This window comes from Spirillospora sp. NPDC046719 (genome assembly GCF_040645715.1).
Lineage (GTDB): Bacteria > Actinomycetota > Actinomycetes > Streptosporangiales > Streptosporangiaceae > Spirillospora.
The window spans coordinates 1-13,724 of record NZ_JBEYYT010000248.1 but is presented as its reverse complement, the minus strand read 5'-3'; the positions used below and the strand labels follow the sequence as shown (position 1 = coordinate 13,724).

The following is a 13,724-nucleotide window of genomic DNA, read 5'->3' as shown; positions in this document are numbered from 1 at the left end:
CCGGCTCAGGCCAGCGGCGGCTGCTCCTGCTCGCCCTCCGCGTTGATCACCTGCATCACCGCGTTGATCAGCGCGAGGTGGGTGAACGCCTGCGGGAAGTTGCCGAGATGCCGCCCGGTGTGCGGGTCGATCTCCTCGGCGTACAGCTGCAGCGGGCTCGCGTACGACAGCAGCTTCTCGCACAGCGCCCGCGCACGGTCCAGCTCACCGATCATCACCAGCGTGCTGACCAGCCAGAACGAGCAGATCGTGAAGGTGCCCTCCTCCGACTCGAACCCGTCGTCGGTCTCGGTCGCCCGGTACCGCAGGACGAGGTCGTCCTCGGACAGCTCGTCCGCGATGGCGAGCACCGTCTCCCGGACCCGCTTGTCGTCCGCCGGCAGGAACCCGAGCAGCGGGATCAGCAGCGCCGACGCGTCCAGCGCGGTCGCCCCGTAGTGCGCGGTGAACACCCCGCGCTCGTCGAGCGCGTTCGCCAGCACGTCGGCGTGGATCTCGTCGGCGGCGGCCTGCCAGCGCTCCGCCCGCTCCTTGTCGCCGCGGACCCGGGCCAGCCGCGCGCCCCGGTCGGCGGCGACCCAGCAGAACACCTTGGACGAGGTGAAGTGCTGCGGCTCGCCGCGCACCTCCCACATCCCGCAGTCGGGGGTGCGCCAGTTGGCGAGCGCGTCCTCCACCTGCTTGACGACGATCTTCCAGAGCCGGTCGTCGAGCCGGTCGCGCTTGCGCACGAACAGGTAGATCGACCCGATGATCGCGCCCCACACGTCGTGCTGGGCCTGCATGTACGCCTCGTTGCCGATGCGCACGGGGCGGGCGTTGTCGTAGCCGGTCAGGTGCTCGAGCGTGGACTCGGGCAGCTCCTCCCGGCCGTCCAGCCCGTACATGATCTGCAGCTTGCCCTCGGCGGCCTCGGCGACGTCGGTGATGAAGTAGAAGAAGTCGTTGGCCTCCCAGTCGTACCCGAGGGTGTAGAAGGCCCACAGCGCCATGGTGGAGTCGCGGATCCAGGTGTAGCGGTAGTCCCAGTTCCGGTCGCCGCCCGGCGTCTCCGGCAGCGACGTCGTCGCCGCCGCCGCGACCGCGCCCGACGGCGCGAACGTCAGCCCCTTGAGGGTGAGGGCGCTGCGCTGCAGGTGGCTGCGCCACGGATGGTCGGGGAACCGGCCGCGGTCCAGCCAGTGCTGCCAGTGGTGGACGGTCCAGACGAGCCGCTCCTGCGCCTCCTCCCACGACGACGGCGCCGCGTGCTCGCTCCACGACAGCGCGACGAACCGGGACTCGCCCTGCTTCAGCAGCGTCCGGGCCGTGGCGAGCGACCCCTCGAAGCCCACGTTCATGTCGGTGGTCAGGCGCAGCCCGACGCCGTTCCCGCGCGCGACGGCCTCGTGGTACCCCGAACCGGTGTGCTCCCAGCGGGCCGGGGTCTGGCCGTAGTCGAAGACCGGCATGCAGTCGAGCCGCGCCTGGACCTGGCCGTTCACGCACCGCACCATCCGCAGCAGGACGTGGTCGGCGTCGTAGTCGGTGGGGGCGCGGCGGTGCGTGTGGGACCGTTCCGTCTCGTGGTGCCACGGCCCCATGAGCAGCGCGTCGGTGACCACGAGCCAGCCCCCGTGCACCCACCAGGTGGTCTCCATCACCATCGTGCCGGGGATGTAGCGCTGCGCGGCGGGCACCTCCACGCCCGCGGGGCCGACCCGGAAGTACCCGGCGTCCCGGTCCAGGATCGACCCGAACACGCTGGGCGAGTCCATCTTCGGCAGGCACATCCACTCGATGTTCCCGCTCGGCGCGACGAGCGCGGTCGTCTCGCAGTCGGACAGGAACCCGAAATCGGCGATCGGGGCGAACGGGTCTCCTGCCCGGCCGCCGGCGACCTTCGGCCTCACAGCCTCACCTCCTTGATCCATCATTCCCTCTCCAGAGCAATGGGTGCGCCAGGAGCGCGGGATGTTTCCCCGGGCGCCGGGCGCGCGGTGTGCGGCCTCATGGGCGGCGTGGCCCTCCCGGTACTGGAATAGACCACTTGGAATAGACCATTAAACGGCCTCTGAGCTGCGGAAACGTCGCTCCGCGCATGGGGTGCCGGGAGACCGGGTCATCCGCGGGTACAGTCCCGGCAAACAGGGCAGCGGACCCGCCGCCGCCTGGGAGAACGCGACGGCGCGCGCTCTCCGGCGCGGGGGTCCGGAACTGTCACTGGGTGGAACCGGAGCGAGAAGGAGCTCCCCGTGCCGAAGTTCGTGTACGACTTCACCGAGGGAAACAAGGACCTCAAGGATCTGCTGGGCGGCAAGGGCGCCAACCTGGCCGAGATGACCAACCTCGGCCTGCCCGTGCCCCCCGGGTTCACGATCACCGCGGAGGCCTGCCGGCATTACCTTGAGCACGGGACCCTGCCCGAGGGGCTGGCGGAGGAGGTGAACGCCCACCTCGCCGCCCTGGAGAAGGCGATGGGCAAGAAGCTCGGCCAGCCCGAGGACCCGCTGCTGGTCAGCGTGCGCTCGGGGGCCAAGTTCAGCATGCCCGGGATGATGGAGACCGTCCTGAACGTCGGCCTCAACGACGAGTCCGTGCACGGCCTCGCCGCCCAGGCCGGCGACGAGCGGTTCGCGTGGGACTCCTACCGCCGGCTGATCCAGATGTTCGGCAAGACGGTCCTGGACGTGGACGGCGACCTGTTCGAGGACGCCGTCGAGGACGTCAAGCGGGCCCGCGGCACCGAGGACGACGTGGACCTCACCGCCGACGACTTCAAGGAGCTGGTGGACCGGTTCAAGACGATCGTCCGCGAGCGGGCCGGGCGGGAGTTCCCGACCGACCCGCGCGAGCAGATGGACCTCGCCACCCAGGCGGTGTTCGAGTCCTGGAACGCCCCCCGCGCGATCCTGTACCGCCGCCAGGAGCGCATCCCCGTCGATCTCGGCACCGCCGTCAACATCTGCTCGATGGTCTTCGGCAACATGGGGATGGACTCGGGGACCGGCGTCGCCTTCACCCGCGACCCCGCGTCGGGGCACCAGGGCATCTACGGCGACTACCTGCAGAACGCGCAGGGCGAGGACGTCGTCGCCGGCATCCGCAACACCGTCCCGCTGACGGAGCTGGAGCGGATCGACAAGGCGTCCTACGACCGGCTTCTCGAGATCATGGAGACGCTCGAGAACCACTACCGCGACATGTGCGACATCGAGTTCACGATCGAGCGCGGGAAGCTGTGGATGCTGCAGACCCGGGTCGGCAAGCGGACCGCCGCCGCCGCGTTCCGGATCGCCTGCCAGCTGCTCGACCAGGGGCTCATCGACGCCGACGAGGCGGCCCGCCGGGTGACCGGCGACCAGCTCGCGCAGCTGATGTTCCCCCGGTTCGCCAGCAGGGTCGACGGCGTCAAGAAGATCACCAAGGGGATGAACGCCTCGCCCGGCGCCGCCGTCGGCAAGGCCGTGTTCACCTCCGAGCGGGCCGTCGAGTGGGCCGAGCGGGGCGAGGACGTCATCCTCGTCCGCCGCGAGACCAACCCCGACGACCTGTCCGGCATGGTCGCCGCCAAGGGCGTGCTGACCTCGCGCGGCGGCAAGACCTCGCACGCCGCCGTCGTCGCCCGCGGCATGGGCAAGACCTGCGTGTGCGGCGCCGAGGAGCTCGACGTCGACGTCAAGGCCGGGACGTTCACCGCGCCCGGCGGCGTCACCGTCAGCGAGGGCGACGTCATCTCGATCGACGGGTCGTCCGGCGACGTCTACCTCGGCGAGGTCCCGGTCGAGGACTCCCCGGTCGTCCGGTACTTCGAGGGCGAGCTGTCCGCCGCGGACGGCGACGAGCTGGTCGTCGCGGTGGACCGGGTCATGGAGCACGCCGACGCGAAGGCGGCGATGGCGGTGCGAGCCAACGCCGACAACCCCGAGGACGCCGCGCGGGCCCGCCGGTTCGGCGCGCGGGGGATCGGGCTGTGCCGCACCGAGCACATGTTCCTCGGCGACCGGCGGCGGCTCGTCGAGCAGCTGATCCTCGCCGAGGGCGACGAGGAGCGGCAGGCCGCGCTGGACGCCCTGGAGCCGCTGCAGAAGCAGGACTTCGAGGGCATCTTCGCGGCCATGGACGGGCTGCCGGTCACGATCCGGCTCATCGACCCGCCGCTGCACGAGTTCCTCCCCGACCTCACCGAGCTGTCGGTCAGGGTCGCCCTCGCCGGCGACGGCGCCGACCCCAGGGACCGGAGACTGCTCGAGGCAGTCACCCGACTGCACGAGCAGAACCCTATGTTGGGGTTGCGCGGCGTGCGGCTGGGTTTGGTGATTCCGGGGCTCTTCGCGATGCAGGTGCGCGCGATCGCCGAGGCCGCCGCGGCCCGCCGGGCCGCCGGCGGGGACCCCCGCCCGGAGATCATGATCCCGCTCGTCGGCGCGGTGCAGGAGCTGGAGGCCGTCCGCGACGAGGCGCGCGGCATCCTCGACGAGGTGCGCGAGTCCACCGGTGTGGACGTCCCGGCGCTGGTCGGCACCATGATCGAGCTGCCGCGGGCGGCGCTGACCGCCGGGCAGATCGCCGAGGCCGCCGAGTTCTTCTCCTTCGGCACCAACGACCTCACCCAGACGACGTGGGGCTTCTCCCGCGACGACGTCGAGGCGGCGTTCTTCTCCCGCTACCTCGAACTCGGGATCTTCGGGGTGTCGCCGTTCGAGACCCTCGACCGGGAGGGCGTCGGGCGGCTCGTCCGGATCGCCGCCGAGGAGGGCCGCAAGGCCCGTCCGGGGATCAAGCTCGGCATCTGCGGCGAGCACGGCGGCGACCCCGACTCGGTGCACTTCTGCCACGAGGTCGGCCTGGACTACGTGTCCTGCTCGCCGTTCCGGGTACCGGTGGCGCGGCTCGAGGCGGGCCGCGCCGCGATCGAGGCGGCCGGTGCCGGAGGCAGCGACAGCCGCTGATCCCGCCCGGAACCGGGCGTCCGGAACGGGGAATGTGGGGCGTGCAACACGCCGGACCTGCGAACCTCCGGCGCCCGCCGGGCCATCTCACTAACGTGTCCAGAGCGATGACGTTGGAAGTCGAGTTGCCGGACCACGACCCGGACGAGCCCGAGGAGACCGGTGAGCGCCCGCGCGGCCGCAAGAGGCGCGGACGGCGCCCCCGGCCGCTCTGGTTCACCGTCCCGGTGACCGTGCTGTGCGGCCTCGTCGCCATCGTCGTGCTGACCCCGCTGACCGTCGGCGCCCGCGTCTGGTACCAGGCCCGGCAGGACGAGCGGCCCCGCTCGGACGCGATCATCGTGCTCGGCGCCGCGCAGTACAACGGGGTGCCGTCCCCGACGCTGCGGTGGCGCCTGCAGCACGCCCTCGACCTGTACCGCGACAAGGTCGCGCCCGCGATCGTCACCGTCGGCGGCCGGGCGCCCGGCGACAACTACACCGAGGCCGAGTCCGGGCGCCGGTGGCTGATCGAGAAGGGCGGCGTGCCCGCGTCCAGGGTCGTCGCGGTGCCGGACGGGCGCGACACGCTGCAGAGCATGAAGGCGGTCGGCAAGGTCTACAAGGCGCGGCACTGGAGGTCCGGCGTGATCGTCACGGACCCGCCGCACGCGCTGCGCTCCAAGCGGATGGCCGAGGACAGCGGCATCAAGGCGGCCGCGTCGCCGACCCGCAGCGGCCCGAGCGTGCAGACCCGCGACACCCAGTTCCACTACATCGTGCGGGAGACCGGCGGGTACCTGTCGTACGTGCTGCTCGGCAAGAGCGTGAAGACGCCGAGCGAGACCATCAAGATCATCCACGGTGATCCGACCGCGACGGTGTCGCCCGGCGCGCCGCCCGGCGGGACCCCCGGCGGCACGCCGACCCGCTGAGCCGCCGCGCCGCCACGGGACCGGGCGCCGCCCGCGCGGGGCGCCGCCGAAACCCGGGGACCCTCCGCGCGCTTACTTTCCCTTTGCCCGCTTACCCTGGAAGCACATGACCCAGAATCCGTCACGCACCGGACGCTCGGAAGGGTCCGGATACTCCGGCACCGACAGGCTGCGCTGGGCGCCCGAGCCCCCCAAGCGCCGCGACCGCACGGCCTTCGAACGCGACCGCGCCCGGGTGCTGCACAGCGCCGCGCTCCGCCGGCTCGCCGCCAAGACCCAGGTCGCCTCGCCGGGCGCGGACGCCGCCGCCGACACCGTGCAGAGCCTGCGCACCCGGCTCACTCACTCGCTGGAGTGCGCCCAGGTCGGCCGGGAGCTCGGCAAGTCCCTCGGCTGCGACCCCGACCTGGTCGAGGCGGCGTGCCTGTCGCACGACATCGGGCACCCGCCGTTCGGCCACAACGGCGAGTCCGCGCTGGACGTCGTCGCCCGCGACTGCGGCGGCTTCGAGGGCAACGCGCAGAGCCTGCGCGTCCTGACCCGGCTGGAGCCGAAGTCGTTCGCCCCGGAGGGCCCGCCCCTGTACGGCCGCAGCGTCGGCCTCAACCTGACCCGCGCGGCCCTCGACGCGGCGATGAAGTACCCGTGGACGCAGGAGGACGCCGTCAACGGCAAGTTCGGCGTGTACGCCGACGACGTGGCCGTCGCCCGCTGGGTCCGCGAGGACGCCCCGCCCGGCCGGACCTGCTTCGAGGCCCAGGTCATGGACTGGAGCGACGACGTCGCCTACTCCGTCCACGACCTGGAGGACGCGCTCGTCGCCGGGCACGTCGACTTCGCGCTGCTCGCCGACCCCGCCGAGCGCCGCCTCGTCGCCGCCACCGCCGCCAAGCTGTACTGCGCCGACGCCGACATGAACGAACTGGAGGAGCGGTTCGCCGCGCTGCTCGCCGAGCCGTACTGGCCGGACCGCTACGACGGCACGCCGCGCAGCCTCGCCGCGCTCAAGAACCTCACGAGCACGCTGATCGGGCGGTTCTGCCTGGCCGCCGAGTCCGCCACCCGCGCCGCCCACGGCGACCGGCCGCTCACCCGGTACGCCGCCGAGCTGATCGTGCCGCGCGAGCAGCGGCTGGAGAACGCGCTGCTCAAGGGCATCACGGCGCACTACGTGTGGATCAGCCACGAGGAGGTCAGGGCCCGCCAGCGCACCCTGATCACCGAGCTGGCGGAGATGATGCTCGCCGGCGCGCCCGCCTCCCTCGACCCCGGGTTCCGCGAGGCGTTCGTGGACGCCGACGACGACGCGGCCCGGCTGCGCGCCGTCGTCGACCAGATCGCCTCCCTCACCGACCTGTCGGCGATCGCGCGGCACCGCCTCCTCGGCGGCCGCCCGCACTAGCCGCACCGCCGCTGCTGCACACGGTCGGCGGCGGGCGCGGTGCGACGCCCGCACCGCAGCCGTCCGCACAGGGCGGGCACGGGTGCGTGCATTCCGCCCCGACGCGCCGAACGATGGCCCTTGTCTCGTTACGGAGGCCGCTGTAGGGATAGCTACAAGTCATCTACAGGAGGTCGCCATGCCCGAGGAGACGTTCGTCATCGTCGGTGCCGGCCTTGCCGGAGCCAAGGCGGCGGAGACGCTCCGCGAGGAGGGCTTCGCGGGCCGCGTGCTGCTGATCGGCGAGGAGATCGAGCGGCCGTACGAGCGCCCGCCGCTGTCCAAGGGGTTCCTGCTCGACAAGGAGCCCCGCGAGAAGGCGCACGTCCACGAGGCGGACTGGTACGACAAGCACGACGTGGAACTGCGCGTCGGCGTCTCGGTCACGGCGATCGACCGGGCCGCCCACGAGGTGCGGCTGTCGACCAAGGAGCCCATCCGCTACACCCGGCTGCTCCTCGCGACCGGCGCGTCCCCCCGCCGCCTGGAGGTCCCCGGCTCCAAGCTCCAGGGCATCCACTACCTGCGCACCATGGCCGACTCGGCGGCGCTGAAGCAGGCGCTCGCGCACGGCGGCCGGCGCGTCGTCGTCGCCGGGGCCGGCTGGATCGGGCTGGAGACGGCCGCCGCCGCCCGCGCCTACGGCAACGAGGTCACGATCATCGAACCGGAGCCGGTGCCGCTGCACGCCGCGCTCGGACCCGAACTCGGCCGCCTGTTCGCCGACCTGCACCACGAGAACGGCGTCGACGTCCGGCTCGACCAGGGCGTCGCCGGGTTCTGGGGCGCCGGGCAGGTGTCGGCCGTGGTCACCTCCGGCGGCGCCGAGGTGCCCGCGGACGTGGTCGTCGTCGGCATCGGCGTCCGGCCGAACGCGCGGCTCGCCGAGAAGGCGGGCCTGGAGGTCTCCGACGGGATCCTCGTCGACCAGTCGCTGCGCACCTCCGACCCCGACGTCTACGCCGCGGGCGACGTCGCCAACGCCTACAACCCGCTGCTCGGCCGCCGGATCCGGGTGGAGCACTGGGCGAACGCGCTGAACGGCGGGCCCGCCGCTGCGCGCGCCATGCTCGGCCGGGACGTCGTGTACGACCGCGTTCCGTACTTCTTCAGCGACCAGTACGACCTCGGCATGGAGATGTCGGGCGTCGCCGCGCCGGGGGAGTACGACGAGGTCGTCTACCGCGGCGACGTCGCCGCCCGCGAGTTCATCGCGTTCTGGCTGCACGAGGGCCGGGTCGTCGGCGGGATGAACGTCAACGTGTGGGACGTGACCGGGGACGTCCAGGCGCTGATCCGCTCCGGGCGGCCGGTCGACCGGGCCCGGCTGGCCGACCCGGCGGTGCCGCTCGCCGGCCTCGCGGCCTGACCCTCCGCCTCCGATCTTTGTCACCGATCGGCCGTATCGAGCCGGGGTGTAAGGCACGTACAGTCGACTGGGTGGTGACGGAGGAGATCGCCGCGCCGGTGCGGGCGCGCCTGGCGGTGACGGTGGCGTTCGTGGCGCACGGGCTGCTCGGCGCGGCATGGGTGGCGCGGATCCCGCAGATCAAGGAGCATCTTGGGCTGGGCGCGGGCACGATGGGCGTCGCGCTGCTCGGCGCGTCGGTCGGCGTGGTCGCGGCGGTCCGGTTCGCCAGCCGGATCGTGCACCGCTGGGGCAGCCGCGCCACGACGATCGCCGCCGGAGCGGTGGGCGCGCTGTCGCTCGTCCCGCTGGGGCTGTCGTGGAACCTCGGATCGCTGATCTGCTCCCTGGTGCTGATGGGCGGCTCGCTCGGCCTGATGGACGTGGCGATGAACGCCCAGGGCGTCGCCGTCGAGCGCGGCTACGGGCGCCCGCTGATGTCCGGCCTGCACGGCGCGTACAGCATCGGGACGCTGCTGTCGGCGCTGGTCGGCTCCGCGGCGGCGCACGCGGGCGTCCCGGTGGCGGTGCATCTGACGATCGCGGCGGCGGTGCTGGTGCTGCTGCTCCTGGTCGGCTGCCGCGACCTTATGGACCGTTCCATCGATGCGCTCCCGGACCCGGTGACCCCCGCCCTCGACGGCGCCTCCGGAGCATCGGACGGGGCGGGCTCCAAGCGGCGCGGTTCCGCGGCCGCCCGCGCCGCCCGCTGGCCGCTGATCATGCTCGGCGTCATCGGGCTCTGCTCGTTCGTCGGCGAGGGCGCCATGGCCGACTGGAGCGCCATCTACCTGCGGGAGAGCCTCGGCACCGGACCCGGCGCGGCCGGGCTCGGCTACGCCGGATGCGCGATCGCGATGACCGCCGGCCGGCTCGCCGGCGACCGCGTCGTCGCCCGCTTCGGACCCGTCACCGTGCTCCGGACCGGCTCGCTGGTCGCGGCGGCTGGGCTCGCCCTCGGGCTGCTGCTCGCGCACCCGGTGGCCGCCGTGTCCGGTTTCACGCTCTTCGGCCTCGGCGTCGCCGTCGTGGCGCCCGTCACGTTCAGCGCCGCCGGGAACGTCCCCGGCGTCCCGGCCGCCGCCGGGATCTCCCGGGTCACCGGCGTCGGCTACCTCGGCCTGCTCGGCGGCCCGCCCGTCATCGGATTCGTCGCGCAGGGCGTCGGGCTCGCGTGGGCGCTGGCCGTCCCGGCCGCGCTCGCGGGGCTGATCGTCCTGCTGGCCCCGGCCACCGCCACCGCCGAAGGCTGAACGCCCCACCCCGCGCCCAGGCCCGGTGCGGGCCGGATGGGGGCGGGCCGATTTGGCCGGGTTGTGACGTCGTTATATGTACCGTTCAGGTAAGGTCTGGGCGAGTGAGCACCATGCAGCGGTCGAGACCGGCGAAAACGGTCTCGTCCGCACCCGCGTACCGGGCGTTCCTCCGCGAGCTGCTCAGCTTCGGACTCGTCGGGTTCGTCGGCACCCTCATCATGATCTTCGGCGCCAACCTGATGCGCGCCTGGCTCGGCGGCAGCCCGGTGACCAGCGTCGCCGTACCGACCGTCGTGTCCACGCTGAGCTCCTACCTGCTCAACCGCTACTGGACGTTCCGGCACCGCGACAGCGACGGCTCCAGCCGCGAGTTCGCGATCTTCTTCGCGCTGAACGGCGTCGGCCTCGGGATCCAGATCCTGTGCACCGCCTTCACCTACTACTCGCTCGGGCTGCACGGCGGCATCGCCTACAACCTCGGCCTCCTCGCGGGCGTGGTGCTCGGCTCGGCGTTCCGCTACTGGTCGTACAAGAAATGGGTCTTCACCACGGCGGCCGCCTGAGCGCCGGACCCGATCACCGTCGCCGCACGGTAGCGGGCCGGCTCCGTCCCCGCCGAGGTCAACGGGAAGCCGGGCTTGCTTGCTCCGCAACTCGGCGAGGCAGCCCATGGGCGATGTTCTGGACGTGTGAGGCGTCGCGGTCCGCCGCGTCCTGAGCCCGAAAAGCCGGCCGCCGGCTGGTGGGCGACTTGTGCCGCTGTCAGCCGGCGGCGGTGCGGCGCATCGCGCCGTCCAATTCGAGGGGCGAGACGCTGCCGGCGGTCGCGTCCAGATCGCCGTCTTGCAGGAAGGCCTCGGCCGCCCGCAGCACCGCCGTGTAGGCCGCGCCCGCCAGCGCCGTTCCCACGCTGACGCGCCGGACGCCCGCCTCCGCCAGCATCGCCACCGTCGGGCCGCCCGCGAAGAACGACCCCGCGTTGACCGGGATCGGGACCGCGGCCGTCAGCGTCCGCAGCAGGCCGAGGTCCAGAAGTCCCGGGACGAACAGGCAGTCCGCGCCCGCCTCCGCGTAGCGGCCCGCCCGCGCGATCACCTCGTCCAGCCGCCCCGCCGGGTCGCCGACCTGGTGGAAGAAGACATCGGTGCGCGCGTTCACCACCAGATCGGGCACGCCCGCACCCGCCGCGGCCGCACGGGCCGCCGCGATCCGCTCCGCCTGCGCGCCGGGCGGGTGCAGCGGGCTGCCCGCCGGACCCGGCGAATCCTCCAGGTTGATCCCGGCCGCGCCCGCGTCCACCACCGCCTCGACCGTCGCCGCCACATCGCCCGCGCCGGGACCGTACCCGCCCTCGACGTCCGCAGAGACCGGAACGCCGACCGCGCCCGCGATGCGGTGCACCGCCGCCGCCATCGCGTCGCGGCCGACATGCTCGCCGTCCGGCCTGCCGAGCGCCCAGGAGACCGCCGCGCTGGACGTCCCGATCGCGGACGCCCCGGCCCGCTCGATCATCGCCGCGCTGCACGCGTCCCAGGCGTTCGGCAGGACCAGCAGCCCCTCGTGGTACGAGCGGAACAGCCGCGCCTTCTCATTCACCGTCATGTCTCGGGTCGCCGTCATGCCGCCGAACCTAGGTCGGCGGATCGGCCCAGCAGAAGAGCCAATTCCGGCTCATCCGGCTGAGCCGGTCCATCCCGGCTCCGAGCGGGCCTCTCTCGGTTCAGCGCCCTGCCGGGACGATCTTCTCCGTCTGCGCGAGGGCCTCCGCGAGGATGCCCGTCAGGTCCTGGCCCGTGCCCTGCGAGAAGATCACCTCGTCCACGCCCTGCTCGGCGAGCCGCCCGACCGTGTCGACCGCCGCGCCGACCGACGGCGTCCCGGTGAAGAAGGTCAGCGACGTCTTCTCGATCTCGGCGTAGTCGCGGCCCTCCCGCTCGCAGTGCTCGCGCAGCACCTCCAGCTTCCGGGGCAGCTCATCGCCGTCGAAGATGTTGCAGGCGTCCGCGTACTTGGCGACGAACCGCAGCGTCTTCTTCTCGCCCGTGCCGCCGATCAGGATCCGCGGATGCGGCCGCCGCAGCGACTGCGGCGAGTTCAGCGGACGCTCCAGCTGGTAGTGCTCGCCCTGGAACGCCGACTCGTCGCCGTCCCACATCTGGTGCGCGATCCGCAGCGTCTCCTCCAGCCGCTCGAACCGCTCCGCCGTCGGCGGGAACCGCACGCCGAGCCCGCGCGACTCCTCCTCGTTCCAGGCCGCGCCGATGCCGAGCCAGGCCCGCCCGCCGGACAGGACGTCCAGCGTCGTCACCGTCTTCACCAGGATGCCGGGGTGCCGGTACGTCACGCCGGTGACCAGCGTGCCGAGCGTGATCCGCTCCGTCAGCGCCGCCGCGTAGGCGAGCGCCGTGTAGCCCTCCAGCATCGGGTCGTCCGCCGGGCCCACCATGTTGATCTGGAAGAAGTGGTCCATCACCCACAGCGAGTGCAGACCGCCCTGGTCCGCCTCCTTCGCGATGCGGGCGAACGTCGGGCCGATCTGCTCCGGCCCGCCGGGAAAGGTGAAGCTGGGCACCTGGAGTCCGATGCGCATAGCGGTTTCCTCGCGTTCGTCGATTTCTCATGCCGGCGTGATGCCTGCCAATGACTCTGCGACCTGGAGCGCGCTCCAGGTCAAGTCCGGTGTTCGCTGCATACCCAACCGGCATGAGGGCAGTCGCGACCTCCCGCTCTGCGCTTCCTGTGCCTCTGACCCGGCACTTGTGGTGGTCAGGCTCCCGCCGAAGCCCCTGGCGAGGCTCCTGGTGAGCCCCCCGGTCAGGCTCCCGGCCAGGTGACACAGCGCCAGCCCCGAGCATCGAGGAGAACCCGGAACGGGACGGCATGCGGCAGCGGCGAGCCCCACACCGCCGAGCCGAGCCCGCACAGCGCGCTCATCCCTGCGGTGAGGCTCGCCACATGCCCGACAACGGCGACGGAGCCGCCGCCCCGGTGCGCGACTGCGATCGTCTCGAACGCCTCCGCGATCCGCGCGACCACCGCACGGCCCGTCTCGCCGTCGGCAACCCTGCGTCCAGATTCCCGTCCACCACCCATGAGCGCAGCACCGCCGCAGTCCGCGCCCGTGTCGCCCGATCCGTTCTGCCTTCCAGACCGCCGATCCTCACCTCAACGAGCTCGGGCATCGCGGTGACCGCCACGCCTTGGGCACGCGTGATCGCCTCCGCCGTCTGCCGCGCGCGCTCGGCTGTGCTCGCGTAGACGTGTTCGATCGGTGTCAGTGCGCGTGCCATCGCGGCGGCCTGCAAGCGCCCGCGCGCCGTCAGCGGCGCGTTCGGCAACGCTCCGGCGAGGCCCGCGACGACGTTCTCAGACTCCGCATGCCGAAGGCATATCAGTTCCAGAACGCCGTCCATGGGGGAATGGTATTCGGGTTTGGATTGAGTGTGAGTGTGATTGGGATCGGGCGGCGGGGTGGGGAGTATGGGTGGGGGTGAGGGTGCCGTAGGGGCTTCTTGCTGGTGTGCTGCGGTCGGAACCAGGGCGCGGGCGCCGAGGGTGCGTGGGTGGCGGAGCCTTTGGTCTTGGGGGGTTGGCGATATTTAAGGTGCGGGTTCGGATGGTCGCTGAATGTTAGTTCAGGTGTTCTTTGTGGGTGTTCGGGATGGGGGTTTCTGGAGATTGGGTGTTCGGGAGAATCGGCGAGAGGGGTGTTCGGGTGGTGGGGTGGCGCTTGCGTACGGGGCCGCCCCTCCAAAGTCAAGGGCGCCTTCGGCG

At 72.3% G+C, this 13,724-nt stretch carries 11 protein-coding genes; 6 read left to right on the top strand and 5 right to left on the bottom strand.

The annotated features are described in order from the left end of the window. Positions 1 to 5: 5 nt before the first annotated feature. Positions 6 to 1,892: a glycoside hydrolase family 15 protein gene (locus ABZ914_RS32570; protein WP_433232515.1), complete on the bottom strand. Its 1,887-nt coding sequence runs from the start codon at positions 1,890 to 1,892 to the stop codon at positions 6 to 8. 342 nt (positions 1,893 to 2,234) lie between these two features. Here ABZ914_RS32570 and ppdK point away from each other — a divergent pair, with 342 nt between their 5' ends. The 6 genes from ppdK (at position 2,235) to ABZ914_RS32540 (ending at position 10,513) form a co-directional block, all read left to right on the top strand. Further along, positions 2,235 to 4,931 carry a pyruvate, phosphate dikinase gene (gene ppdK / locus ABZ914_RS32565; protein ID WP_500197926.1) on the top strand — a complete coding sequence of 899 codons (2,697 nt, stop codon included), beginning with the start codon at positions 2,235 to 2,237 and terminating at the stop codon, positions 4,929 to 4,931. A 107-nt stretch (positions 4,932 to 5,038) separates the two neighbouring features. Then, positions 5,039 to 5,845, top strand: a complete 807-nt coding sequence (locus ABZ914_RS32560) for a YdcF family protein (protein WP_500197925.1) — start codon at positions 5,039 to 5,041, stop codon at positions 5,843 to 5,845. 106 nt (positions 5,846 to 5,951) lie between these two features. Next, entirely contained in the window at positions 5,952 to 7,247 is a 1,296-nt protein-coding gene (locus ABZ914_RS32555) for a deoxyguanosinetriphosphate triphosphohydrolase (RefSeq protein ID WP_500197923.1), read from the top strand. 178 nt (positions 7,248 to 7,425) lie between these two features. Further along, the gene (locus tag ABZ914_RS32550; protein ID WP_500197921.1) at positions 7,426 to 8,655 is read left to right on the top strand and encodes an NAD(P)/FAD-dependent oxidoreductase; all 1,230 of its coding nucleotides are present in this window, start codon (positions 7,426 to 7,428) and stop codon (positions 8,653 to 8,655) included. 71 nt (positions 8,656 to 8,726) lie between these two features. Then, positions 8,727 to 9,947 (top strand): MFS transporter, encoded by a 1,221-nt coding sequence (locus tag ABZ914_RS32545; RefSeq protein WP_500197920.1) that lies wholly within the window; start codon positions 8,727 to 8,729, stop codon positions 9,945 to 9,947. Between the two features lie 113 nt (positions 9,948 to 10,060). Next, a complete protein-coding gene (locus ABZ914_RS32540; RefSeq protein ID WP_500197929.1) occupies positions 10,061 to 10,513 on the top strand; it encodes a GtrA family protein in 453 nt (150 codons plus the stop codon). A gap of 199 nt (positions 10,514 to 10,712) precedes the next feature. Here ABZ914_RS32540 and ABZ914_RS32535 read toward each other — a convergent pair whose 3' ends face one another. From ABZ914_RS32535 to ABZ914_RS32520, 4 genes are all read right to left on the bottom strand, one after another. Beyond that, a complete protein-coding gene (locus ABZ914_RS32535) occupies positions 10,713 to 11,570 on the bottom strand; it encodes an isocitrate lyase/PEP mutase family protein (RefSeq protein ID WP_500197918.1) in 858 nt (285 codons plus the stop codon). 100 nt (positions 11,571 to 11,670) lie between these two features. Beyond that, positions 11,671 to 12,540 carry an LLM class F420-dependent oxidoreductase gene (locus tag ABZ914_RS32530; protein ID WP_190856149.1) on the bottom strand — a complete coding sequence of 290 codons (870 nt, stop codon included), beginning with the start codon at positions 12,538 to 12,540 and terminating at the stop codon, positions 11,671 to 11,673. A 224-nt stretch (positions 12,541 to 12,764) separates the two neighbouring features. Next, a complete protein-coding gene (locus ABZ914_RS32525) occupies positions 12,765 to 12,986 on the bottom strand; it encodes a histidine phosphatase family protein (protein WP_500197917.1) in 222 nt (73 codons plus the stop codon). After that, a complete protein-coding gene (locus ABZ914_RS32520; protein ID WP_500197915.1) occupies positions 12,881 to 13,363 on the bottom strand; it encodes a histidine phosphatase family protein in 483 nt (160 codons plus the stop codon). The genes ABZ914_RS32525 and ABZ914_RS32520 overlap by 106 nt, the downstream gene beginning before the upstream one ends. Positions 13,364 to 13,724: the final 361 nt, after the last annotated feature.